Annotated in this window: 23 protein-coding genes; 10 read left to right on the forward strand and 13 right to left on the reverse strand. The window is 72.9% G+C overall.

All coding sequences use genetic code 11. The features are described from left to right. Position 1 precedes the first annotated feature (1 nt). From ACIA6T_RS30650 to ACIA6T_RS30660, 3 genes are all read right to left on the reverse strand, one after another. Positions 2 to 1,660 carry a catalase gene (locus ACIA6T_RS30650; protein WP_399449765.1) on the reverse strand — a complete coding sequence of 553 codons (1,659 nt, stop codon included), beginning with the start codon at positions 1,658 to 1,660 and terminating at the stop codon, positions 2 to 4. Between the two features lie 195 nt (positions 1,661 to 1,855). After that, a complete protein-coding gene (locus ACIA6T_RS30655) occupies positions 1,856 to 2,092 on the reverse strand; it encodes a hypothetical protein (RefSeq protein WP_399449766.1) in 237 nt (78 codons plus the stop codon). A 271-nt stretch (positions 2,093 to 2,363) separates the two neighbouring features. After that, entirely contained in the window at positions 2,364 to 3,854 is a 1,491-nt protein-coding gene (locus ACIA6T_RS30660) for a helix-turn-helix domain-containing protein (RefSeq protein ID WP_399449767.1), read from the reverse strand. Between the two features lie 149 nt (positions 3,855 to 4,003). Here ACIA6T_RS30660 and ACIA6T_RS30665 point away from each other — a divergent pair, with 149 nt between their 5' ends. The 3 genes from ACIA6T_RS30665 to ACIA6T_RS30675 all read left to right on the forward strand — a co-directional run bounded on the left by ACIA6T_RS30665 (position 4,004) and on the right by ACIA6T_RS30675 (position 7,052). After that, positions 4,004 to 4,624, forward strand: coding sequence for an L-threonylcarbamoyladenylate synthase (locus tag ACIA6T_RS30665; RefSeq protein WP_073935933.1), 621 nt, complete (start codon positions 4,004 to 4,006; stop codon positions 4,622 to 4,624). A 78-nt stretch (positions 4,625 to 4,702) separates the two neighbouring features. After that, entirely contained in the window at positions 4,703 to 5,458 is a 756-nt protein-coding gene (locus ACIA6T_RS30670) for a dienelactone hydrolase family protein (RefSeq protein ID WP_399449768.1), read from the forward strand. Positions 5,459 to 5,546: 88 nt separating this feature from the next. Beyond that, positions 5,547 to 7,052: a metallophosphoesterase family protein gene (locus ACIA6T_RS30675; RefSeq protein ID WP_399449769.1), complete on the forward strand. Its 1,506-nt coding sequence runs from the start codon at positions 5,547 to 5,549 to the stop codon at positions 7,050 to 7,052. Between the two features lies 1 nt (position 7,053). Here the strand turns inward: ACIA6T_RS30675 and ACIA6T_RS30680 are convergent, their stop codons facing one another. Beyond that, positions 7,054 to 8,019 (reverse strand): TauD/TfdA dioxygenase family protein, encoded by a 966-nt coding sequence (locus ACIA6T_RS30680; RefSeq protein WP_399449770.1) that lies wholly within the window; start codon positions 8,017 to 8,019, stop codon positions 7,054 to 7,056. A 112-nt stretch (positions 8,020 to 8,131) separates the two neighbouring features. Here ACIA6T_RS30680 and ACIA6T_RS30685 point away from each other — a divergent pair, with 112 nt between their 5' ends. Continuing rightward, positions 8,132 to 8,962, forward strand: coding sequence for an aldo/keto reductase (locus tag ACIA6T_RS30685; RefSeq protein WP_399449771.1), 831 nt, complete (start codon positions 8,132 to 8,134; stop codon positions 8,960 to 8,962). 453 nt (positions 8,963 to 9,415) lie between these two features. Here ACIA6T_RS30685 and ACIA6T_RS30690 read toward each other — a convergent pair whose 3' ends face one another. The 4 genes from ACIA6T_RS30690 to ACIA6T_RS30705 form a co-directional block, all read right to left on the reverse strand. Beyond that, complete coding sequence (locus ACIA6T_RS30690) at positions 9,416 to 11,734, reverse strand: SpoIIE family protein phosphatase (protein WP_399449772.1); 2,319 nt, start codon at positions 11,732 to 11,734, stop codon at positions 9,416 to 9,418. 60 nt (positions 11,735 to 11,794) lie between these two features. Beyond that, positions 11,795 to 12,253, reverse strand: a complete 459-nt coding sequence (locus ACIA6T_RS30695; protein ID WP_399449773.1) for a peroxiredoxin — start codon at positions 12,251 to 12,253, stop codon at positions 11,795 to 11,797. Then, on the reverse strand, positions 12,250 to 12,630 hold the full coding sequence (locus tag ACIA6T_RS30700; RefSeq protein WP_399449774.1) for a DoxX family protein: 381 nt from the start codon (positions 12,628 to 12,630) through the stop codon (positions 12,250 to 12,252). Before ACIA6T_RS30700 ends, ACIA6T_RS30695 begins: the two co-directional genes overlap by 4 nt. Positions 12,631 to 12,721: 91 nt before the next feature. Next, the gene (locus ACIA6T_RS30705) at positions 12,722 to 13,216 is read right to left on the reverse strand and encodes a MarR family winged helix-turn-helix transcriptional regulator (protein WP_399449775.1); all 495 of its coding nucleotides are present in this window, start codon (positions 13,214 to 13,216) and stop codon (positions 12,722 to 12,724) included. A gap of 428 nt (positions 13,217 to 13,644) precedes the next feature. On the opposite strand from ACIA6T_RS30705, the gene ACIA6T_RS30710 reads away from it, so the two are divergent. Next, positions 13,645 to 14,421, forward strand: a complete 777-nt coding sequence (locus tag ACIA6T_RS30710; RefSeq protein WP_399449776.1) for an NPP1 family protein — start codon at positions 13,645 to 13,647, stop codon at positions 14,419 to 14,421. Positions 14,422 to 14,498: 77 nt separating this feature from the next. Continuing rightward, a complete protein-coding gene (gene hemC / locus ACIA6T_RS30715) occupies positions 14,499 to 15,434 on the forward strand; it encodes a hydroxymethylbilane synthase (RefSeq protein WP_399449777.1) in 936 nt (311 codons plus the stop codon). Between the two features lie 8 nt (positions 15,435 to 15,442). Here hemC and ACIA6T_RS30720 read toward each other — a convergent pair whose 3' ends face one another. Together ACIA6T_RS30720 and ACIA6T_RS30725 are read right to left on the reverse strand one after the other, a co-directional pair. Continuing rightward, complete coding sequence (locus tag ACIA6T_RS30720) at positions 15,443 to 15,964, reverse strand: hypothetical protein (RefSeq protein WP_399449778.1); 522 nt, start codon at positions 15,962 to 15,964, stop codon at positions 15,443 to 15,445. 107 nt (positions 15,965 to 16,071) lie between these two features. Further along, positions 16,072 to 16,236: a hypothetical protein gene (locus ACIA6T_RS30725; protein WP_399449779.1), complete on the reverse strand. Its 165-nt coding sequence runs from the start codon at positions 16,234 to 16,236 to the stop codon at positions 16,072 to 16,074. A gap of 226 nt (positions 16,237 to 16,462) precedes the next feature. Between ACIA6T_RS30725 and ACIA6T_RS30730 the strand changes: the two genes are divergently transcribed. After that, positions 16,463 to 17,260, forward strand: coding sequence for an RNA polymerase sigma factor SigF (locus ACIA6T_RS30730; protein ID WP_399449780.1), 798 nt, complete (start codon positions 16,463 to 16,465; stop codon positions 17,258 to 17,260). Between the two features lie 24 nt (positions 17,261 to 17,284). Here the strand turns inward: ACIA6T_RS30730 and ACIA6T_RS30735 are convergent, their stop codons facing one another. Continuing rightward, positions 17,285 to 17,605: an ANTAR domain-containing protein gene (locus ACIA6T_RS30735; protein ID WP_399449781.1), complete on the reverse strand. Its 321-nt coding sequence runs from the start codon at positions 17,603 to 17,605 to the stop codon at positions 17,285 to 17,287. Positions 17,606 to 17,853: 248 nt separating this feature from the next. Between ACIA6T_RS30735 and ACIA6T_RS30740 the strand changes: the two genes are divergently transcribed. After that, entirely contained in the window at positions 17,854 to 18,657 is an 804-nt protein-coding gene (locus tag ACIA6T_RS30740; protein WP_399449782.1) for a VOC family protein, read from the forward strand. A gap of 20 nt (positions 18,658 to 18,677) precedes the next feature. On the opposite strand, the gene glgX is transcribed toward ACIA6T_RS30740, so the two are convergent. Both glgX and ACIA6T_RS30750 read right to left on the reverse strand, forming a co-directional pair. Continuing rightward, positions 18,678 to 20,822 carry a glycogen debranching protein GlgX gene (gene glgX / locus ACIA6T_RS30745; RefSeq protein ID WP_399449783.1) on the reverse strand — a complete coding sequence of 715 codons (2,145 nt, stop codon included), beginning with the start codon at positions 20,820 to 20,822 and terminating at the stop codon, positions 18,678 to 18,680. Then, a complete protein-coding gene (locus ACIA6T_RS30750; RefSeq protein ID WP_399449784.1) occupies positions 20,819 to 21,331 on the reverse strand; it encodes a pep a2 in 513 nt (170 codons plus the stop codon). Before ACIA6T_RS30750 ends, glgX begins: the two co-directional genes overlap by 4 nt. Positions 21,332 to 21,684: 353 nt before the next feature. Here ACIA6T_RS30750 and ACIA6T_RS30755 point away from each other — a divergent pair, with 353 nt between their 5' ends. Together ACIA6T_RS30755 and ACIA6T_RS30760 are read left to right on the forward strand one after the other, a co-directional pair. Continuing rightward, positions 21,685 to 21,987 (forward strand): DUF5133 domain-containing protein, encoded by a 303-nt coding sequence (locus tag ACIA6T_RS30755; protein ID WP_399449785.1) that lies wholly within the window; start codon positions 21,685 to 21,687, stop codon positions 21,985 to 21,987. Positions 21,988 to 22,060: 73 nt separating this feature from the next. Further along, positions 22,061 to 22,633 (forward strand): maltotransferase domain-containing protein (locus ACIA6T_RS30760; protein WP_399449786.1); only part of this gene is annotated, 573 nt, incomplete at its 3' end.

A 22,633-nucleotide genomic window follows, 5' to 3' on the forward strand; every position in this document is an offset into this window, starting at 1 on the left:
CTCACCGGGTCACCACGTGCCGTTCGTCGGGGACGCAGTGGGTCATGGTGAGTCCCTCCACGTCACGGGGCGGGTTGTCGCCGAGGCTCGCCAGCCGCTTGCGGTCCTCGTCGGTGAGATCCTGGCCCGCCAGGGGCTCCAGGTGGGCGACGTCCTCCGGCATGATGCCGAGGCCCTCGCCGACCCTGCGGCCGAGGTCGTTCTCGACCAGCAGGAAGTGCCACACCATGCGCTCCTGGACCGGCCGGTCGCACTGGGAGATCAGGGTGACGAAGTTCTTCACCAGGTCGTCGCGCTCCCAGTCCTCCATCAGGCAGTACCGCTGGCCCGCCTGGAGGTAGTCGTTGGTGCGCTCGATGCGCTTGCGGGTGAGCCGGCCCCGGATCTCCGGGCCCTGGTCGTCGTGTGTCGGGTACTCGCCCTCGCGCAGACCGCCGGTGATCGACGGTTCGTAGTTGACGTGCGGATTCTCCCCGCCGTTGTCCTGGAAGTACGCCATCTGCCCGTCGCGCTGGTTGGTGCGCACGTCGGCGTGCTTGGCCTGGTTGACCGGGAGCTGGAGGTAGTTGGGGCCGACCCGGTGGCGCTGGGTGTCGCTGTAGGAGAAGGTCCGGCCGACGAGCATCTTGTCGTCGGAGAAGTCCAGCCCGTCGACGAGGACGCCGGTGCCGAAGGAGATCTGCTCGTTCTCGGCGAAGAAGTTGTCCGGCATCCGGTTCAGCACCATCCGGCCCACCGGCTTCGGCGGGAAGTCCTGCTCGGGCCAGGTCTTGGTGTCGTCCAGCGGGTCGAAGTCCAGTTCCGGGTGGTCGTGGTCGTCCATCATCTGGACCAGCAGTTCCCACTCCGGGTACTCGCCGCGCTCCACCGCCTCGTACAGGTCCTTGGTGGCGTGGCCGAGACCGTCGGCCTGGACGTTCGCCGCGTCCTCGACGGTCATGCTGCGCACGCCCTGTTTGGGCATCCAGTGGTACTTGACCAGCTTGGTGTTGCCCTCGGCGTCGACCCACTTGTAGGTGTTCACGCCGAAGCCCTGCATATGGCGGTAGTCCGCCGGGATGCCGCGCGGGCTGAACAGGTTGACCAGCATGTGCATCGACTCGGGCGTCTGCGACATGAAGTCGAAGATGCGGCGCGGCTGCTGCTCGAAGGTGACCGGGTCGGGCTTGAGGGCGTGGATGACGTCCGGGAACTTGATGGCGTCCCGGATGAAGAAGACGCCCAGGTTGTTGCCGACGAGGTCCCAGTTGCCGTCCTCGGTGTAGAACTTCACCGCGAAGCCGCGGGGGTCGCGGGCGGCCTCGGAGGAGTCCCGGCCGCCGATGACGGTGGAGAAGCGGACGGCCAGGTCGGTGCGCTTGCCCTCCTCCTGGAAGAGCTTGGCGCGGGTGTAGCGGGAGACCGGCTCGTCGCCCCACTTCCCGTACGCCTCGAAGTAGCCGTACGCGGTGACGCCGCGGGCGTGCACCACGCGCTCGGGGATGCGTTCCCGGTCGAAGTGGCTGATCTTCTCCAGGAACTGGTAGTTCTCCAGCGTGGCCGGGCCGCGGGAGCCGACGGTGCGCTGGTTCTGGTTGTCGTAGACCGGATGGCCCTGCCGGTTGGTGAGTACCTTGCGGTCGTCGCCCGGAGCGGGGCCCCGGCTCGAAACGTCCGTCATGATCGTGGGCTCCTTGCGCTGATCGACGTCCTCCGATGCCGTCCGTACGAGGGTCATGCTGCCCCGCATCGCCACGGTCGGCGACTCGGGAAGCGGCCGGTTGCGCCAGGCAGGGTGAGGAAGCGGTGCCCCGGTACGGCACGGACCCGGCCGCCGTGGTCGTGCGCGGTGGCCGGGCCTTGTGAAGCGGTGTGTTCAGCCGCCGTTCAGGCGTGCGCGCAACAGCCCCTTGCCGAGTTCCGCGCCCTTGCGGCTGTCCGCCTGGGCCTTGCGGAACAGGTCGGCGGCCTCGGTGTCCTTGGCGCGTTCGGCGTCCTGGATGTAGCCCTCCAGGCGCAGTGCGTTGCTCAGGCACGCCTCGACGTACCAGATCAGGTTGTAGTCCTTGTCCTGCGTGCCGGTGACGCCGCCGGTCTCCGTCTCGCTGGTCATCCGGGCCTCCTCGTCGCGATGCTCGTCACGGGCCCGTCCGCCTCGGCACACGATGCCGGGGGGCGGGCCTCCACAACGGCGGCCGGGTACCCGTCCGCGCCGGAGGCACACAACGGCGAAAGGGCCGGGGCGCGACCGGTCCCCCGTTCCGGTCGTGCCCCCGCCGTGCTGCCGAAACTATGCGCAGCGGGGCGGGCCTGTGTACCGCACCGGTGCCCGCTGTGGCCGCCGGAGGGCTCATCCGTGCACAACTGAGTCCGAAAAGCCCGGTTCACCCGTCCGTGAGGACCGGCTGTTCCAGGTCACCCGCCGCCAGATGGGCCAGGACGACCTCGTACAGGTCGGCCCCGGTGGCCAGCAACTGGCGTTCCAGGACCGGTTCGGCGCTGCGCACGTGCTCGCGCACGGTCTGGGCGTGCACGCCCAGGCTCTGCGCGGCCCGCTCGGCGTTGCCCCCGGCGGCGATCCAGGTGCGCAGGGTGCGGCGCACGTTCCGGGTGTCCCCCTCCAGCCGTCCCAGCAGCTCCCGCGCCCAGCCGCCGACGGCGGGGCCGGCCAGCAGGTCGGCGAGGCCCGGGGAGTGCGCCGCGGGGTCGTCGGCCGCCCGCCCGTCCAGGAGGTTGATCTGGGTGTGCAGCGCCAGGTGCACCACGGCGCGGACGGTGACGTCGTCGAAGTCCGCGCCGAGCATGGTCTCGACGCGTTCCATGCGGGCCCGTACGGTGTTGCGGCTGACACCGAGGATCTTGGCGGTGTTGACGGCGGTGAACTCCAGGCCGAGGCGGGTGGTGGCGAGGAGTTCGGCGCGGGTGTGGTGCGGCAGCGCGTCGAGCGGGCGCAGCACCCGGGCCGCCCAGCCGCGCAGCGCGGCGGGGTCCATCAGCCGCTCCGGGTGGGTGCGTTCGGCGTACACGGCCGTCTTGTCGGCGCGGAAGCGCGCCACCGCCAGGGCGCTGACGGCCTGCCCGTACGCGGTGGCGGTACGGGCGAGGCTCTGCCACACACTGCCGCCGAGGAAGGTGCCCGGGTGCCGTTCGACCAGCGACCGCAGCTCGCCGGCGGTGGCCTCGCGGGGGCTGACGACGATCACGTGCCCGTCCATCGCCGGGCAGCGCACGACCAGCGCCTCCTCCCGCGTGGTGTCCAGGCACTCCGCGGCGAGCCGGTCGCGCAGGGCGGGCGCGGACTCGACGACGTAGACGCAGGCGGTGTCGGCGTCGAGCAGGCCCGGCCAGAGTCCGGCGGCGACCCGGCGGGCGGCGACGGTGTCCTCGACCATCAGCAGCTGCAGGATCGCGAGGCGCAGATCGGCGGTGGCCCGCCGCAGCCGGTGCCCGGCGGCGGCGGTCTCGTGGGCGGTCAGCAGGAGCTCGATCACCTGGGCGGTGTACGTGACGACGTCGGAGGTGTGCCTGTCGAAGGGGGCCGCGCGGGAGACGGCCAGCACACGGGCCCCCGAGGGGTGCCCGATCCGCACCAGGCGCACATGGCGCCCCTCCCCCTCCCAGGCGGCGGAGGCGATCCGGCCGGAGCCGAGGCCGGCGACGAGGGACTCGTCCAGCGGCAGCCGGGTCCCGGCGAGCAGCGCCCCGGCGGCGTCCTGGAGGGACACCTCCGCGTGCGCGGTGGCGGCCAGCCAGCCGACGACCCTGCGGGCGTCCCGCCCGGCCGGACGCAGATGTTCGAGCAGCTCCCGCGCCCACGCCGGATCCTCCCCGGCCGCCTCCGGCGCCTGCCGGATTCCGTCCCTACGGCCTGCCACCCCGGCCTTCCCCTCGTCGGCTCGTCGTCCCCGGCCCAGTCCGGGGACGTTACCCCACTCGTGCGCGCGGCTCATCCCGGCGCGTCGGCGCACCGGGCCCCGGGGACGACGTGTGCGGTCCTGGCGCACGGGCGGCATAAGCTCGGTGAATGGCGAAGTACTTCGACGTGCACCCCGACAACCCCCAGCCGCGCACCATCGCGCAGGTCGCCGAGAGCATCCGCTCCGACGCCCTCGTCGCGTACCCCACGGACTCCTGCTACGCACTCGGCTGCCGTCTGGGCAGCCGCTCGGGCATCGACCGGATCCGTACGATCCGCAAGCTGGACGACCGGCACCACTTCACCCTGATGTGCCGGGACTTCGCGCAGCTCGGCCAGTTCGTACGGATCGACAACGACGTGTTCCGCGCGGTGAAGGCGTCGACCCCGGGCAGCTACACGTTCATCCTGCCCGCGACGAAGGAGGTGCCGCGGATGCTGCTGCACCCCAAGAAGAAGACGGTCGGCGTGCGCATCCCGGACCACGTCGTCACCCAGGCCCTGCTGGCGGAGCTCGGTGAGCCCCTGCTGTCCAGCACCCTGCTGCTGCCCGGCGAGGACGAGCCGATGACCCAGGGCTGGGAGATCAAGGACCTGCTCGACCACCAGGTGGACGCGGTGCTCGACTCCGGCGACTGCGGCACCGAGCCGACCACGGTGATCGACTTCTCGGGCGGTGAGGCGGAGATCGTACGCAGGGGCGCCGGCGACGTCACCCGGTTCGAGTGAGGGCGCCGCGCCGTCCGCCGCGCCCGGCCGGCGTGCCACGATGGGTGTGATCCACACCCGTCGGGAGGCAGCGCAGTCATGACCGCCGTGCAGGGAACGACCGTCGACATCCCCACCGGGGACGGCACCGCCGACGCGTATCTGACGCGTCCCGTCGACGGGGGACCCCGGCCGGGGGTGCTGCTCTACATGGACGCCTTCGGTGTCCGTCCGCGGCTGCGGGGGATGGCCGACCGGCTGGCGGAGGCGGGTTACACCGTCCTGGTGCCGAACCTGTTCCACCGGCACGGCCGTGCTCCGGTGGTCGAGCTGCCCGAGTTCATCGACCCGGGGGCGCGGCCGGAGGTCTTCGAGCAGCTCAGGCCGATCATGCTGGAGCTGACGCCCGAGCGGGCGATGCGGGACGCCGACGCGTACCTCCGGTGGCTCGCCGCCTGCCCGGCGGTGGCCGGCGGCCCGGTCGCGGTGACCGGCTACTGCATGGGCGCGGCGCTGTCCCTGCGCACCGCCGGCACCTACCCGGACCGGGTGGCCGCCGCGGCCGGGTTCCACGGCGGCCGGCTGGCGACGGACGCGCCGGACAGTCCGCACCTGGTGGCCGGCCGGATCACCGCCGAGGTGTACTTCGGCCACGCCGACCAGGACCATTCGCTGCCCGGGGAGCAGATCGAGCGGCTGGAGCGGGCGCTGACGGATGCCGGTGTCCGGCACCGCTGCGAGGTGTACGCCGGGGCGCCGCACGGCTACACCCAGTCCGACACGGCGGCGTACGACAAGGAGGCGGACGAGCGTCACTGGGCGGCGCTGCTCGACCTGTTGGCGCGTACCTTCTGACCACTGCCCCCAACTCGGGTCAGTGCGAAGCGGGTTCGCCGGCACCCCGCTCTCCGGCCGTCCACCGCACCGTTGTTACGGTGCACCGGTGTCCGACTCTTCACGTGATACCGCCGAGGGCGCCGGCTGGGGCACCGCTGAACGCGGTGCTTACCGGCGGCTGATGCCGACCCAGGTCGAGAAGATCTCCTGGCTCGACCCGCGCATGCTGTGGGCCGCCCGCAACGGGGTCCTGGCCTCCTGGTTCGGCGACCCCACGGGAGACACCCGCGGGCGCTGGGTGGCCCAGCGGGAGGCGGCCGGCGCACCCGCCGACAAGGTGATCCGGCGCGACGATCCGGACCGTTTCTCGTTCCTCGTGATCGGCGACACGGGTGAGGGCGACGAGCCCCAGTACGCGGTGGTGCCCGGGCTGCTGGAGGAGGGCCGGGACACCGCCTTCGCCGTGCTGGCCAGTGATGTGATCTACCCGGTGGGCAGCGCCGACGACTACGGCACCAAGTTCTTCCGCCCGTACCGGGACTACCGGGCCCCGATCTACGCGATACCGGGCAACCACGACTGGTACGAGGACCTCGGCGGCTTCATGCGCGTCTTCTGCGACGACGCCCCGCCGCTGCCGCCCGGGCCCCGGCCGCGCCCGCTCACCCGCGCCTGGCTGCGGTCCCTGCTGTGGCACCGGCCGCGCGCCGGCGACGGCGGGCGCCTGGACGAGGCACGGAGGATGCGGTCCGCGCCCGCCCAGCGGGCGGTGCAGCCGGGGCCGTACTGGGCGATCGACGCCGGGCCGGTGCGGATCGTCGGCATCGACACGGGACTGCTGGGCACGGTCGACGCCGAGCAGGGCGCGTGGCTGCGCGAGGTCTCCCGCGGTCCGCGCCCGAAGATCCTCGTCACGGGCTCGCCCCTGTACGTGGACGGCGAGCACCACCCGTGCCCGATCGAGGGCGGCGGCACCGTCGACGACATCGTCCGCGACCCCGGTCACCACTACGTGGCCGCGATAGGCGGCGACATCCACAACTACCAGCGCTATCCGGTGCGGCTGGACGACGGCCGTACCCTGCAGTACGTGGTGGCGGGCGGCGGCGGGGCGTTCACGCACGCCACCCACACCATCCCCCGGGTGGACGTCGCCGGTGTCACCGAGCGGGACTTCCGCTGCTATCCGCTGCGCGGCGACTCCCTCGCCTTCTACAGCAAGCTCTACGGGCGCCGGCTGCGGCTGCGCCGCTTCTTCACCCTCACCGACGCCGAGGCGATGGCCGTGATCGCCGAACGCCTCGGCATCGGGCCCACCCGTGCGCCCGGCGCGCCGGTCCGGGTCACCCGCCGGACGCGGCTGGTCGCCGGGCTGCTCGGCACCGGCCGCCGGCCCGACCGGGGCAAGCGGCTGCGGCTGCCCGTGCGCAAGGCCTACACGTCGCTGTTCTCACCGGGTTCGGCCACCTACAGCCCGCCGTTCTTCAAGTGCTTCCTGCGGCTGGACGTGAGTCCGGAGGCGATCCGGCTGCGCTGTCACGCGGCCACCGGCCACCGCGCGCAGGAGGTCGCCCCGCCGGTCGAGGACGAGGTGACCATCCCGCTGAAGTGAGCTACCAGCGGCCGGGGGCGGTACCGGTGAGGGGCCGCGAGGGCCGGCCGTCCACGCCGACGGGTACGTCACCGGCGAGCATCACCCGGTGCATGATCCGCGGGTGGTCGAGGTGGGCGGTGTCACCCGGGGCCAGGTGGATGGTGGCCCGGTTGTCCCAGAAGGCCACGCTGCCCGGTTCCCAGCGCAGCCGCACGGTGTACTCGGGCCGGGTGGCCTGCTCCAGGAGCATCTGGAGGACGGCCGTGCTCTCGGGGCGGGACAGGCCGGTGATCTGCTCGACGTAGTAGCCGTTGACGAACAGCACCCGCTCCCCGGTCTCCGGGTGGACGCGCACCAGCGGGTGCTCGGAGGCGGTCTGGCGGTCCAGCAGATGGCGCAGATAGGCGTCGTCGCCGGGGCGGGGCTGGTAGCCGACCCCCAGCCGGTGCTCGGCACGCAGCCGGTCGGCGAACTCCCGTACCGGGGCGGAGAGTCCGGCGTACGCCGCGGCCAGGTTCGACCAGGTGGTGTCGCCGCCGTAGGGCGGGACGGTCTCGGCGCGCAGGATCGTCGCGGCCGGCGGGTCGACGCGGGCGCCGTGGTCGCAGTGCCAGCCGCGCAGCAGGGTGTGGCGGCGGCGCCGCAGCCACTCGTCGTGCTCCATGCCGAAGCGTCCGCCGAGCTCCAGCCGGTCGGCGGTGGTCTCGATCTCGGGGAAGTCCGCGGGTGAGGCCTTGCCGCGACGGGGCAGCACGACCGGTTCGCCGAAGCGGCGGGCCAGCGCCACATGTCCGGCGTGGTCGAGGCGCTGGCCGCGGAAGAACACCACCTTCCAGCGCAGCACCGCCGCCCTGATGGCGGCGGTCACGGCGTCGTCGAGGGCACCGGCGAGGTCGACGCCGGTGATCTCGGCCCCGATGTGCCCGGCCACCGGACGCACCTCCACCGCCGTGTCCTCCCCCGTGCCGTCCCTGTGCGTCGTCATGCGCTCCCCGCTCCGTCGGTCGTCCCACCGGTCTCCCTACCCGTCCGGTTGATCATTGACCCCTTCGTCCCCGACGCTGGGAGGACGACACTGTCAACGGGAAGGCACCCTGGTGAGCAGCATCCCGAGCCACACCCTCAACGACGGCACCGCGATCCCCGCCCTGGGTCTGGGCACCTGGCCGATGGACGACGCCGAGGCGGAGCGGGCGGTGGCCGAGGCCCTGCGGACGGGCTACCGCCTCGTCGACACGGCGGCCAACTACCGCAACGAGACCGGTGTCGGCCGCGCCGTGGCCCGGGCCGGCGTCCCGCGCGAGGAGATCGTCGTGACGACGAAGCTCCCGGGCCGGCACCACGGCTACGAGGAGACCCTCGCCTCCTTCGAGGAGTCCCGCGCCCGGCTCGGCCTGGAGTACGTCGACCTCTACCTGATCCACTGGCCGCTCCCTCGCGTCGACAAGTACGTCGACTCCTGGAAGGCCATGGTCAGGCTGCGCCAGGACGGGCTCGTCCGGTCCATCGGCGTCTCCAACTTCACGCCCGCCCACATCGAGCGGCTGGAGAAGGAGACCGGGGTGCTGCCCTCGGTCAACCAGGTGGAGCTGCACCCCTTCTTCCCGCAGGAGGAACTGCGCGCGTACCACGCCGGCAAGGGCGTGCTGACCGAGAGCTGGAGCCCGCTCGGCCGTGGCTCGACGCTCCTGGACGACCTGGCCGTGGCCACCGTCGCCGAGGCGCACGGAGTCACCCCGGCCCAGGCGGTGCTGCGCTGGCACGTCCAGCTGGGCGCGCTGCCCGTCCCCAAGTCGTCCGACCCCGAGCGGCAGCGCGCGAACCTCGACGTCTTCGGTTTCGAACTGGACGCCGCCCAGATGCGGACCATCGCCGACCGCGCCCACCGGCGGATCGGCGGGGATCCGGAGGTGCACGAGGAGTTCTGACCGGGCACCCGGCGCCCGCGCGGGCGGCGGTGACGCGCGGGAAGGACCGAGCGGCCCGCCGTGCCCACGGAGGACCGTCCGCCGGCGCACGAGGAGTCCGAGGGCGTGAGCCCGCGCGGCGAGTACGGCGGCGGCACGGTCCTCGTCCGGGACCACGGCACGTACGCGCCGCTCGGCCGCGCCCCGTTCCGGCCGCACGGACCGAAGCCGCACGGACCGAAGCCGCACGGCGAGTACGCCCTCGCACGCTTCCGCGGCGCGGACGGCGGCGCGGGGAAGCGTGGCTCCTCGTCCGGGCGGCCGAAGGGGTGCCGGGGGCCGCGGTGCCTCCGGGCGGACGAAGGGGGTGCCGGGGGCCGCGGTGCCTCCGGTCCGCGGCGGGCGCGGCCGGCCGGCTCCGGCCGGGCCCGCGCCCGGGCCGCCGCGGAGTCCGGTGGGGGGCCGAGCGGGGGATCACGGCTGCGGCAGCGGCTGTTCCGCCCAGATCGTCTTGCCGCCGCCCGTCTGGCGGCTGCCCCAGCGCTGGGTGAGCTGGGCCACCAGCAGCAGTCCGCGTCCGCCCTCGTCGTAGGCGTGGGCGCGACGCAGATGCGGTGAGGTGGAGCTGGCGTCGGCGACCTCGCAGATCAGGGTGCGGTCGCGGATCAGCCGTAGCTGGACGGGCGGCACGCCGTACCGGATGGCGTTGGTGACCAGTTCGCTGACGACGAGTTCGGTGACGAAGACGATCTCGTCCAGCCCCCACGCGGCCAGCCGTTCACCGGCCCACTGCCGGACGGCGGCCACCTCCTCGGGGTCCGGCGGTACGTCCCTCGTGGCGACCTGGTCGGCGCCCAGGGCCCGCGTGCGGGCCAGGAGCAGCGCCACGTCGTCGCCGGGCTCCTGCGGCAGTACGTCCTTCAGCACGCCGTCGCACAGGGATTCCAGCGAGTCGGCGGGCGCCGCCAGGGCACGGCACAGCTCGTCGGTGGCGCGGTCGATGTCGCGGTCGCGGTCCTCGATCAGGCCGTCGGTGTAGCACGCGACGACGGAGCCCTCGGGCAGCTGGAGCTCCGTCGCCTCGAACGGCAGCCCTCCGACGCCCAGCGGCGGGCCCGCGTTCACGCGGATGAGCCGGCAGGTCCCGTCGGGCAGCAGGAGCGCCGGAGCGGGATGCCCGGCGGCGGCCACGGTCAGCCGGCGGGAGACGGGGTCGTAGACGGCGTACAGACAGGTGGAGCCCAGCTCGGCGACGTCCTCGCCGTCGGCGGCGAGATGGATGACCAGGTCGTCGAGGTGGGTGAGGAGTTCGTCGGGCGGGAGGTCCACGTCGGCGAGGGCGCGTACGGCGGTGCACAGCCGGCCCATGGTGGCCGTGGAGGGGATGCCGTGGCCGACGACGTCACCCACGACCAGGGCGACCCGGCTGCCGGCCAGCGGGATGACGTCGAACCAGTCGCCGCCGATGCCGGCCGCCGACGCGGAGGGCAGATAGCGGTGGGCGACCTCGACGGCGGCCTGTCCGGGCAGCCCTCTCGGCAGCAGGCTGTGCTGGAGGGCCAGCGCGGTGGTGCGTTCGCGGGCGAAGCGGCGGGCGTTGTCGACACAGACGGCGGCGCGGCTGGCGAGTTCCTCGGCGAGCGCGGCGTCGTCGTCGGCGTACTCCTCGGGGTGGATGTCGCGGACGGCCACCGCGACGCCGAGGGTGGTGCCGCGGGCACGCAGCGGCACGGCCAGCAGGGAGTGGACGCGTGCGGCCGGGGCGGTCGCGCCGCGTTCGGCCATCCACCGGTCGAAGTCCGCCTCACCGGCGCGGGCGAGCACGGTCCTGCTCTCCCGCAGTGCCCGCGCGGGCGGGGAGCAGGGCGGGTAGAAGTCCGTCTGGCCGAGGCGTACGACCGTCTCGGGGGCGCCCTCGGTGGCGGAGCCGTGCGCCACCCGGCGCAGCACCACCCCGGTGCCGGCCCGGGGCGGGGGTTCGTCGGCGCCGAGGACCCAGTCGAGCAGGTCGACGGCGGCGAAGTCGGAGACCGCCGGTACCAGGACCCGTACGAGTTCCTCGGCGGTGCGGACGACGTCCAGGGTGGTGCCGATGGCGGTCGCGGCCTCGTTCAGCAGCGCCAGCCGCCACCGGGCCCGGTGCTGCTCGGTGCTGTCGAACGCCGCGAGGGCGGTGCCCATCGACTCGCCGGAGGGCCCGGCCACCGGCCACATCTCCATGTTCCAGGCGTGCGGGTGGGGCTGGGTGGGGGCCTGGCTGTAGATCTCGTAGTGCAGGGACTCGCCCGTCTCGGCGACCCGGCGCAGATGCCGGTCCAGGCCGCGGGTGTACTCGTCGTACTCCATGGGTTCCAGGCAGGACCGGCCGATGAGGCTCTCCTGCGGCTCGCCCAGCAGCCGGCAGGCGGTGTCGTTGAGCAGGAGGTAGCGGAGGTCGGGGCCGACGACCGAGATCGCCAGGGACGCCTGCTGGAACGCCCGCGCGGCCAGGGAGGTCTCCGCCGCGTCGGACGGTTCGGCGGTGATCAGGTGTCCGGCCGGGGCGCCCCGGGCGCCCTGCAGGGGCCGGACCGTGAGCCGGGCCGGCACGGGGTGACCATCGCGGTGACGCAGCGTGACCGGGCCCGAGAGGAGGGGTGCGGTGCCGGACGGCGTGTCCTCGGCGAGCAGCGCCCGTACGGCCCGTCCCACGGCCTCCTCGGCCGGGTGTCCGGTCAGCCGCCGGGCGCCCTCGCTCCACCCCGTCACGATGCCGCGGGCATCGACGACCATCGCGGCGGAGGCGTCATCCATTCGTCCAGGATCATCCCATTACGTCCCCGCATCAACCGCGACGGTCCGCCCGGAGCCGCGCTAGGCGCGGAGCGCGGCGAGCGCCCGGTCCGCGTGGGTGTTCATCCGCAGTTCGCTGCGCACGACCTCCAGGACGGTGCGGTCCCGGCCGATGACGAAGGTGGCCCGTTTCGTCGGCGCCAGGGCGATCCCCCGCTTCACTCCGAACCGCTCGCGGACCGTGCCGTCGGCGTCGGACAGCAGGGGCATGCCGAGGGAGTGCCGTCCGGCGAACTCCGCCTGCCGTTCGACGGCGTCCGCGCTGATGCCCACCGGCCGCGCGCCGACCGCGGCAAACTCGGCGGCGAGGTCGCGGAAGTGGCAGGCCTGCGCGGTGCAGCCGGGGCTCAGGGCGGCCGGGTAGAAGAACAGCACCACTGGCCCCTCGGCGAGCAGCTCCGACAGCCGGCGCACGGTGCCGGTCTCGTCCGGGAGCGCGAAGTCCGGGGCCGTGTCGCCCTTCTCCACCCGCCCGCTCACGACCTGCCCTCCGCGCCCTTGGCGACGCCGCGCGCCCACAGCACCAGCGGCACCTGCAGGGGCAGCCGGCCGAGGGCCGCGGCCCTCTGCGGGGCGGGGCGGTGCCGCCAGTCGACGGCCATCTTCACGTTGGCGGGGAACACGCCGACGAAGAAGGCCGCCGCGGCCAGTGCGGCGGCCTTGCGGGTGCGGGGCAGCGCCAGGCCTGCGGCCAGCGCGAGTTCGACGGCGCCGCTGGCATGGGTCCAGGTCCGGGGCGAGCCGGGCAGGGAGCGCGGCACGATGTGGTCGAACTGGCGGGGGGCGGCGAAGTGGGCGGTGCCCGCGGCGGCCAGCAGGCCGGCGAGCAGCAGGGGCGAGCGTTCGGACCGGGACACGGTTCCTCCTCTGATGACCTGCCGCGGGATATTACCCGACGGTAAGTACGGTGAGGCACCGGCCTCGGGGCCCGGCGTCCCGGCGCCGCCGTCAGGCGCCGGGGGCGTGTTCCGGCTCCTCGGTGGCGTAGGCGAGGAAGTCGTCGACCATGCGGTGGAAGAGGGTGGCGAGCTGCCGCAGGTCGTCGGGCGACCAGTCGGCCAGGGCCATCTGCATGCCGCGGACCCCCGTCTCCCGGATCCGGGCGATGGCCTCCCGGCCGGCCCCGGTGAGCTCGATGCGCTGGGCGCGGCGGTCGTCGGGGTCCGGGACGCGGGTGACATGGCCGGACTTCTGCAACTGCTGCACCGTGCGGGTGACGTGCGAGGCCTCCACACCCAGCCGGGCGGCCAGCTCCCCCGGCCGCATCGGCTCGGTGTCCGCCATCTGCCGCAGCAGCGCGACGGCGGCCCGGTCCAGCGGCACACCCGCCAGGGCCATCAGCCGCTCGTGCTGACGTGCGCGCGTGCTCAGGTAGGTGAGGCGGTGGAGCGCGCGCTCGATCTCGGCCACTTCCTCGGGGGCGGGGACGTCGGGTGCGGACATGCACCGCACTTTACCATCTCATTGCGTAACTCAATCAATCGCCCGCGCTCCCCCGGTCGGCGGGCGACGGCTCCCCTCGCCGGGACGGCACGGTCGTCCCGCGCGCCCGGTCCGGGCGGGAGATCGCGGCCGGCGCCCCGGGCCCGGCCACCGGCCGTCACTCCCGGCACCGGGCCCACGGTCCCGGCCGGCGAGGTCCGTCACGGCTCCCGCGCCCCGGAAGGCGTGCCGCGTCGGCCGCTCCGGCCGTACCCGAGGAGGCGGCGGCCGGCGACCCGGTGCTATCCGGGGCCCGGCGCGGCGATTGTCAAGCCGCGCTTCACCAGCGGTACACCTGCGCCCTCTTGGCATGTATACGTCTAGCCGGGATGCTGAACTCCCCATTCCCCCACAGCCGTTGGCTGCGCCCGGACCACGAGGAGGACGCAGTGCCGTCGAGCACGTTCCGAACGCACCGCAGGAGATGGCTGACCGGCCTCGCCGGCGCGGCCGCGCTCGTCATCGCCTTCCCCGCCACCGCCTTCGCCGCGCCCCCTCCCGCCCTGCCGGCCAACGCGGACGCCCTGGAGCGGACGTACCAGCCCGCCTACGACTACGACACCGACGGCTGCTACCCGACAGCGGCGATCGGCCCGGACGGCTCCGTCAACACCGGCCTCAACCCGACCGGCGCCCTCAACGGCAACTGCCGTGACGCCTCGGACCTGGACAACACCAACGGCTACTCCCGCTCCAAGTGCGACAACGGCTGGTGCGCCGTCCTCTACGGTCTGTACTTCGAGAAGGACCAGGCCCTGCCGGGCACCAGCCTCGGGGGCCACCGCCACGACTGGGAGCACGTCGTGGTGTGGGTGCAGAACGACACCGTCCAGTACGTCTCGACGTCCAACCACGGTTCGTTCACGGTCCACGCGCGGTCGGCGGTCCGCTTCGACGGCACGCACCCGAAGATCGTCTACCACAAGGACGGCATCGGCACCCACTGCTTCCGCCTCGCGGGTTCGGGCGACGAGCCGCCGGAGAACCACAGGGGCGGCTGGCAGTACCCGACGCTGGTCGGCTGGAACGGCTACCCGGCGGGGCTGCGCGAGAAGCTCAGCTCGTACGACTTCGGCAGCGCCCACTTCGGCCTGAAGGACGGCAGTTTCACCTCCCACCTCGCCGCGGCCAAGCCCTCCGGCATCCCCTTCGACCCGAACGCCTGACCGCGCACGGCTCGTTGGCGCCGGGACGCCGTTCGGCGTCCCGGCACGGGGCCCCTTCGAGGGTCTATGGTGTCGGCATGTCCGCCCCCGAACTGATCCGTATCGTCTCCCGCGACTCGCCCATGGCGCTCGCCCAGGTGGAGCGCGTCCGGGCCGAGTTGGCCGCCGCCCGTCCCGGTGTGCGCACCGAGGTCGTACCGGTGAGGACGACCGGCGACAAGTGGCTCGGCGACCTGTCGGCAGTGGAGGGCAAGGGCGCGTTCACCAAGGAGGTGGACGCCGCGCTGCTCGCCGGCGAGGCGGACCTCGCCGTGCACTGCGTCAAGGACGTGCCCGCCGACCGGCCGCTCCCCGCGGGCACGGTGTTCGCCGCGTTCCTGAAGCGGGACGACATCCGCGACGCCCTCGTGCACCCGGACGGCCTCACCCTGGACGAACTCGCGCCCGGCACCCGGATCGGCACCTCCTCGGTGCGCCGGGTCGCCCAACTGGCCGCCACCCACCCGCATCTGCGGTGCGTGCCGTTCCGTGGCAACGCCAACCGGCGGCTGGCGAAGCTCGCCGCCGGGGAGGCGGACGCCCTGCTGCTCGCGGTCTCCGGCCTGGAGCGCATCGGCCGCGCCGACGTGATCAGCGAGGTGCTCTCCCCCGAGGCCATGATGCCGCCCATCGGCGCGGGCATCCTCGCGCTGCAGTGCCGTGAGGGCGACACCGGCCTGATCGACGCGGTCGGCGCCCTCGGCCACCCGGACACCCATCGCGAGGCCGCCGCCGAACGCATGTTCCTGCACGTGCTGCAGGGGCACTGCAACAGCCCGATCGCCGGCTACGCGCGGGTGAACCGCGGCGGCGAACTGTCCCTGCAGGCGTGTGTCTTCACCCCGGACGGCAAGACCCGGCTGAACGCGCACGAGTGGGCGGGACGGCTCGACCCGGCCACGCTCGGCACCTCGGTCGCCGTGGCGCTGCTGCGTCAGGGCGCCCGCGAGATCATCGACGGCATCCCGCACTGACGCGACGCTCAGGCGGTGCCTTCCTCCGCCTGCTCCTGCAGGAAGACGCTCACCTGCTGGGCGAGGCTCTCCCGGCACGCGCCCGCGGGCGCCCCCGCGGACCCCTCGTGCACGCCGATGCCGCCCGCCCACAGCCGGCGCCCGGCCCACTCCTCGTCGACGCGCAGCTGGACCTGGACGTCGACCTGGCTCAGGGCCGCCTCGGGACCGGCCGCGTAGAGGACGGCGGTGGCGCGGCGCAGCGGGTAGACGTCGAATCCCTCGATGAACTGCGAATTGCGCCAGTCGATGAACGCGCTCTCACCGTCGGGGCCGGTCCGTACGTCGATCTGGCCGTCCTCGACGTGGACGGAGAAGGGCCGGTCGCCACGGTTCTCGACGGTCACGCGGACACTGAAGTACGTCAGCCCCTCGGCCGCGTCGTCCCGTCCCCTCGGCGGTTCGCCGGATTCCAGACGGTGGACGCGGACCCGCAGACCGGCATGCTCGTCGTACTCCTGCCAGTCCCCGACCACGTTCGGCTCGTACACAGTGCACCTCTCGACTTCTGTCCGCTGTTTCCTATCTGTGGCCTCGGCGCACTGTCAAATGAGCGGAATGCGCTCTGGTCAGGCGGTTCGCCCGATCTGAGTGGTGATCAAGCGCTGCGCTGGAGGAATCCCCCGGCCGGCCGGCCGACGCCCGGCGAGGGCGTGCCGCACATCACGTCCGGCGCCGTGATCACCGGCCCGCCGTCCGGACGGTCCGCGACGGCGGGGACGGGCCGGCCCTGAGCCGCCCGCTCCGCGGCGGGGGATTTCACGCCGTGAATTCACTCGATTTCACACCGTGTGCTTTCCGGTGATTTTCTCCGCCGAATTCCGGGAGACGTTTTGGAACGACGGATCACGGGGAAAGGAATTCTCAGTGCTTCGGACAGGAGGCACGTCCGTGGGAACCGCTTCGCCGGTCGCGGGCCTGTCGTGGTCCGAGCCGCCGCTTCCCACGGGTTCTGTCCATCCGGCACCCCGCTCAGGGAGGTGCGCGTGATGCGTACCGTCAGTCCCAGGAAGCAGCACCCCCACGACGACGCCCCCGACACGGCGGGGGACTTCGCACGCCTGGCCCGGCTGCCCGAAGGGCCCGAACGCAGGATGCTGCGCGACGCACTGGTCACCGCCTGGCTGCCCATGGCCGAGCGCATCGCCGTCCGTTTCCGGGGCCGCGGTGAGGCCCTGGAGGATCTGTACCAGGTGGCGGCCCTCGGCCTGGTCAAGGCCGTGGACCACTACGACCCGGCGCGCGGCAACGCCTTCGAGGCGTACGCCGTGCCGACGGTCACCGGCGAGATCAAGCGCCACTTCCGCGACCACATGTGGACGCTGCACGTGCCGCGCCGGGTCCAGGACCTGCGCAACCGTGTGCGGCACGCGGCGAAGGAGCTGGCGCAGACCACTCCGGGCCGCTCTCCCACGGTCGCCGAGATCGCCGCGCACACCCTGCTGACCGAGAGCGAGGTGCGCACCGGGATGGAGGCCCTGGAGTGCTTCTCCGCGCTGTCGCTGGAGGCGGAGATGCCGGGCACCGACGGCTACGCCCTGGGCGACGCGATCGGCGGCCCCGATCCGGCCTACGACACCGTCGTCGACCGGGTGGCGGTGCGGCCCTGTCTGGAGGCGCTGCCGGAGCGTGAGCGGCTCATCCTCTATCTGAGGTTCTTCCGGGGAATGACGCAGAGCGACATCGCCGAGCAGCTCGGCATCTCGCAGATGCACGTCTCCCGGCTGCTCAGCGGCTGCTTCGCCCATCTGCGCGAGGAACTGTTCACCGAGGCCGAGGCCGGCTGAGCGGGGCGGGCTCCGAGGGGCGCGTCAGCCCTCCGGCGGCGCGCCCGGGATCTGGGTGGGGCCGAGCCGGTCCAGGACCTCCTCCAGCACCGTCCGCACCTCCGCCGGCAGGAGCCCGGTGCGTCCCCAGACGAGGATCAGGTCGGCCACGTTGCGGAGTTTGATGTTCGTGCGCTGGGAGACCTCCTTCAGCACGGTCCAGCCCTGGTCGGGCGAGACCCGCCCGAACGCGACCATCATGCCGATCGCCTGGTCCACCACCGCGTGCGAGACGACCGCGTCCTTCAGCTGCTGGACTTCCTCCTCCAGCTGGAGGATGCGGTCGGCGCCCCCGTCCGTGGGCATGGTCACCTCCGGGTCCGGTGTGCCGCTCTCGTGGTGCCTTCGCATAGTGCTTGAGTGCCTTCACCCAGTGTCCGATCCATCCATCGTCGCCACTGCGGCCGCCCTGCGCCACCGGGGCGGCCCGGGGCGGCGGGGCCACCGTTTCGGTGCCGCCGCCGGGGTACTCGGCAGGCGCCCGGAGGGGTACCCGGCGGACACTGGTGCCATCCGGGTGGCTGCCAGGCCGACGAGATCAGGACGCGACTGCCATGAACCACGACATGCCCTCCCCCGTCGGCGCGACGGACGTCTTCTCGACGCACTCCGTGTTCGGGGCACCCTGCTGGGTGAGCCTGACCAGCCGCGACATGAAGACGACCGAGGAGTTCTACGGGGCCGTGCTGGGCTGGGAGTGGCGTCCGGTGCGCCTCGGCGACCGGTTCCGCATCGCCCTGTCCGAGGGCCGGCCGGTGGCCGGGATCGCCGACGTCGCCGGCATGTGGCAGATGGCGGTGGCGTGGACGCCGTACTTCGCGGTGCGCAGCGCCGACGAGGCCGCGGGGCGGGTGCAGGAGCGCGGCGGCACCGCGGCGGTCGGCCCGATCTCCCTGCCTCCCGGACGCGCGGCGCTGCTGGCCGACCGGGACGGGGCGACGTTCGGGGTCTGGGAGGGCGAGCTGTTCAGCGACTGGCCCACCTGGCGCCGCGCGCAGCTCGCGTTCGTCCGGCTGCACACCCGCGACGCCTTCGACGCCGCGATCTTCTACGCCGGGGTCTTCGACTGGGGGTCCGACAAACCGGGCTGTGTCGAGGTGCGGTACGAGGGCGAGGAAGTGGTGCTGCGCAGCGAGGGGGACGTGGTGGCGCGGATCGAGTCGGGGGCGGCGGAGTCGGCCCCCGACCCGACGGTCCGGCCGCACTGGCAGGTGCACTTCGCCGTGAAGGACGTGGCCGCCTGTGCCCGCGCCGCGGAGCGGCACGGCGGCAGTGTGCTCTCCCTGGGCGCCGACGAGGCCGTGCTCCGCGACAACGAGGGCGCCCAGTTCACGGTGACGTCACGCAGCGAGCGCTGACGCCTCGCGGAACCCGCCGGTCACTCCGGCGCGCGGGACGGGCGGGACAGCAGGACCAGACCGCGGGGGCCCACGGTGAGGGTGGTGCCGGCCTTGTGCTCCGCCTCGTCGGGGGTGCCCTCCGGGTCGGCGGTGTCGATCAGGGCCGTCCAGCGCTCGCCGTAGGAGACGGGCGGCAGGCGGAATCCCACGGGCTCCCAGTGGCTGTTGAGCAGCAGCAGGAAGGAGTCGTCGACCAGGCGCCGGCCGCGCGGGCCGGGTTCGGCGATGGCGTCGCCGTTGAGGAACACACCGACCGAGTGGGCGTCGGAGCGCCGCCAGTCGTCGTCGGTCATCTCCCGCGCGTCGGGCAGCAGCCACACCAGGTCGGGCAGCGGCTGGCCGGCGTGGCGCACGGTCTCGCCCCGGAAGAAGCGGCTGCGGCGCAGCACGGGGTGGGCGAGGCGCAGCGAGATGAGCCTCCGGGTGAAGTCCAGCAGCTCGCGCTGTTCGCCGGTGAGCCGCCAGTCGATCCAGCTGATCTCGTTGTCCTGGCAGTAGGCGTTGTTGTTGCCGCGCTGGGTGCGGCCCAGTTCGTCGCCGTGGGAGAGCATCGGGATGCCCTGGGAGAGCAGCAGGGTGGCGAGGAAGTTGCGCTGCTGGCGGGCGCGGAGTTCGAGCACGGCCGGGTCGCGGGTGGCGCCCTCCGCGCCGCAGTTCCAGGACCGGTTGCCGCTCTCGCCGTCCCGGTTGTGCTCGCCGTTGGCCTCGTTGTGCTTGTCGTTGTACGAGACGAGGTCGCGCAGGGTGAAGCCGTCGTGCGCGGTGACGAAGTTGACGCTGGCGCGGGGGCGGCGCCGGTGGTGCGCGTACAGGTCGGAGGAGCCGGTCAGCCGGGAGGCGAACTCGCCGAGGGTGTGTTCCTCGCCGCGCCAGAAGTCCCGTACGGCGTCCCGGTACAGGCCGTTCCACTCCGACCACAGCGGGGGGAAGTTCCCCACCTGGTAGCCGCCCTCACCCACGTCCCAGGGTTCGGCGATCAGCTTGACGCGGCTGATCACGGGGTCCTGCTGGATGAGGTCGAAGAACGCCGACAGCCTGTCCACCTCGTGGAACTGGCGGGCCAGGGTGGCCGCGAGGTCGAAGCGGAAGCCGTCGACGTGCATCTCGGTGACCCAGTACCTGAGCGAGTCCATGATGAGCTGGAGGACGTAGGGGTGGCGCATCAGCAGGCTGTTGCCGGTGCCGGTGGTGTCGTAGTAGTGACGCCAGTCGCCGTCCACCAGGCGGTAGTACGAGGAGTTGTCGATGCCCCGGAAGGAGAGCGTGGGGCCCTTCTCGTTGCCCTCGGCGGTGTGGTTGTAGACCACGTCGAGGATGACTTCGAGGCCGGCCGCGTGCAGGGTCCTCACCATCTCCTTGAACTCGGTGACCTGCCGGCCGCGGGTGCCGTGGGCGGCGTAGGCGTTGTGCGGGGCGAAGAAGCCGATGGTGTTGTAGCCCCAGTAGTTGGCCAGGTCGCGGCCCTGCAGCACACCGTCCTGGACGAACTGGTGGACCGGCATCAGTTCGACGGCGGTGACGCCGAGCGAGGTGAGGTGCTCGACCACCGCGGGGTGCGCCAGTCCGGCGTAGGTGCCACGGAGTTCCGCGGGGACGTCGGGGTGGGTGCGGGTGAGGCCCTTGACGTGGGCCTCGTAGATGACGGTGTCGGAGTAGGGGCGGCCGGGCCGGGTGTCGTCGCCCCAGTCGAAGGCCGGGTCGGTCACCACGCCGAGCATGGTGTGTCCGGCGCTGTCGGCGGGGTCCGGGCCGTGCGGGGCGCGCTCGTACAGCGAGGGGTGGTTGTCGATCTGGCCCTCCACCGCGGTGGCGTAGGGGTCGAGGAGGAGTTTCGCCGGGTTGCAGCGGTCGCCGGCCGCCGGGTCCCAGGGTCCGTGCACCCGGTAGCCGTAGCGCTGTCCGGGGCCGACGCCGGGGAGGTAGCCGTGCCAGACGAAGCCGTCGACCTCGGTGAGCCGTGTGGTGGTGTGCCGGCCGTCGTCGTCGACCAGGACCAGGTCGACGCGTTCGGCGACCTCGCTGAAGAGCGCGAAGTTGGTGCCCTCGCCGTCGTAGGACGCACCCAGCGGGTAGGGGCGCCCGCTCCAGGCGGGCGCCCCTTTCCGGTTCTGTCGCCGGGTCACCGGACCTCCTCCAGGAGGCCGCCCGGCGTTCGTACCCGGCCGGTGAGCGTGGCGACGCTCACCTCGCGGGGGAGGTCCAGGCCCTCGCTCTCGCGCGGGTCGGGCGCGGTCGGTACGAGGGGGACGCGTTCGCCGGCGCGGGCGCGCTGCGAGAACCAGATGACCTTGCTGCCGTTCTCGGTGGCGCAGCAGCCCCAGCCGTCGCTGCTGGCCGCGATGTGCTCGAGGCAGCTGCGCAGTTCCTGGTCGGGGCGCAGGGCGCGGTTGTTGTCACCGATGGCCGTGATGAGGTGCTGGCCGTTCCACCACATCTCGATCGACGTGTTCTTGTCGGTGGCGTGCTCGTCGATGGCCCGCAGCAGCATCTCGGCGCCGCCGCAGACGGGCTCCATCAGATTCTCCAGGTCCCAGAACCGGAGGTGAGCGGCCAGTATGCGGCTGACCTGTCCCACCCTCTCGGGGCTGACTTCCACATCGAGGTGGTAGTAGCAGGGCACTGCGGTCTTCATGGTCGTTGGCTCCTCACGCGAAGCTCTCGTCCCTCCTCGCCCCCGCGGGGCGAGCCCCCGGACACGGAACGTGAGCGGGTATCGCTTCTGAGTCACTTTTCAGAGTGAGGGGGTTGGTCCGTTCGTGCAACACGAGCACGCATCCGTGACTCCCGGGGCGACGTCCGGGCAGGGACGGCCGCGGCGCACCGCCTCAAGTGGTTGAAAATCCAACAAGACGTTGCGTCATCACCCGTGCACCATGTGTGAAGACCTCGATCGCCGTTACGGGTCCGTGCGACTGCGCGCACGGCCGCCGCCCGACCGCCGGGACAACGCGCCTCGAATCGAGCCCCGGAAAGGTGAACGGCGCCATGCTGCTACCCGCCAAAGCCGAAGTTGCCCGGCAGTTGCGTCGGTACCGGGCCTGGGAACGCGTGATGCTGGCGGCCCCGACCGATCGCACGGTACGGGCCACCTTCGAGGACGCCGGCTACACCCTCTGTGTGCTGATGGGCAAGCGCTGCGCGCGGGAGGCGGCGGACGCCGCCGAACGGTATCTGCGCACCACCCTCGTCACCTATCTGCAGGAACAGAACGACACGCCCCGTCCGGCGGCCGCGGTCCGACGGGGACCGCCGGCCGTCGAGCGGCGCTCCCCGGCGGGAAGGCAGTGACCTTCCCGCCGCTGTTTGGTCCCACGCCCGGGCGTCCGCCCGGGCGTCGAGCACGGCGGAGGTGCACAGACCCATGAAGACGACCCGGACCATCGGCCGTGTCCCGGTACGGGACGTCCGGCCGTCCGTCGACTGCGGCAGGCGGCCGGCCAAGGCCGTCGTGGGCGAGACGTTCGAGGTCACGGCCACGCTCTTCCGTGAGGGCCACGACGCGGTCGCCGCCAACGTGGTGCTGAAGGACCCCGAAGGGCGGCCGGGGCCGTTCACGCCGATGCGGGAGCTCGCGCCCGGCAGTGACCGGTGGGGCGCTGAGGTCGTCGCGGACGGCCCGGGCCGGTGGACCTACCGCGTCGAGGCGTGGGGCGATCCCGTGGCCACCTGGCGCAGGACCGCCGGCATCAAGGTCCCGGCGGGCATCGACACCGGGCTGGTGCTGGAGGAGGGCGCCGACCTGCACGAGCGTGCGGCCGCCGGGGTTCCGCGGGACGACGGGCAGGCCGTGGTCCTCGCCGCGGCCGAGACCCTGCGGGACGACTCCCTGCCCTGTGCCACCCGGCTGGCGGCGGCGTTGACGCCGGAGGTCGACGCGGTGCTGGCCCGGCATCCGCTGCGGGAGCTGGTCACCAGCAGCGAGCCGCTGCCGCTG

Origin of the sequence: Streptomyces sp. NPDC051740 (assembly GCF_044453165.1) — a bacterium.
GTDB lineage: Bacteria > Actinomycetota > Actinomycetes > Streptomycetales > Streptomycetaceae > Streptomyces > Streptomyces atrovirens.

Excerpts from the sequence above, each read along its gene's own strand:
- ACIA6T_RS30705 (WP_399449775.1), bottom strand. The coding sequence starts at position 13,216 with ATGTCCGCACCCGACGTCCCCGCCCCCGAGGAAGTGGCCGAGATCGAG.
- ACIA6T_RS30755 (WP_399449785.1), top strand. The coding sequence starts at position 21,685 with ATGCTGCTACCCGCCAAAGCCGAAGTTGCCCGGCAGTTGCGTCGGTAC.
- ACIA6T_RS30680 (WP_399449770.1), bottom strand. The coding sequence starts at position 8,019 with ATGACGACGCACAGGGACGGCACGGGGGAGGACACGGCGGTGGAGGTG.
- ACIA6T_RS30730 (WP_399449780.1), top strand. The coding sequence starts at position 16,463 with ATGCGTACCGTCAGTCCCAGGAAGCAGCACCCCCACGACGACGCCCCC.
- hemC (WP_399449777.1), top strand. The coding sequence starts at position 14,499 with ATGTCCGCCCCCGAACTGATCCGTATCGTCTCCCGCGACTCGCCCATG.
- ACIA6T_RS30655 (WP_399449766.1), bottom strand. The coding sequence starts at position 2,092 with ATGACCAGCGAGACGGAGACCGGCGGCGTCACCGGCACGCAGGACAAG.
- ACIA6T_RS30735 (WP_399449781.1), bottom strand. The coding sequence starts at position 17,605 with ATGCCCACGGACGGGGGCGCCGACCGCATCCTCCAGCTGGAGGAGGAA.
- ACIA6T_RS30670 (WP_399449768.1), top strand. The coding sequence starts at position 4,703 with ATGACCGCCGTGCAGGGAACGACCGTCGACATCCCCACCGGGGACGGC.
- ACIA6T_RS30690 (WP_399449772.1), bottom strand. The coding sequence starts at position 11,734 with ATGGATGACGCCTCCGCCGCGATGGTCGTCGATGCCCGCGGCATCGTG.
- ACIA6T_RS30740 (WP_399449782.1), top strand. The coding sequence starts at position 17,854 with ATGAACCACGACATGCCCTCCCCCGTCGGCGCGACGGACGTCTTCTCG.
- ACIA6T_RS30650 (WP_399449765.1), bottom strand. The coding sequence starts at position 1,660 with ATGACGGACGTTTCGAGCCGGGGCCCCGCTCCGGGCGACGACCGCAAG.
- ACIA6T_RS30665 (WP_073935933.1), top strand. The coding sequence starts at position 4,004 with ATGGCGAAGTACTTCGACGTGCACCCCGACAACCCCCAGCCGCGCACC.
- ACIA6T_RS30750 (WP_399449784.1), bottom strand. The coding sequence starts at position 21,331 with ATGAAGACCGCAGTGCCCTGCTACTACCACCTCGATGTGGAAGTCAGC.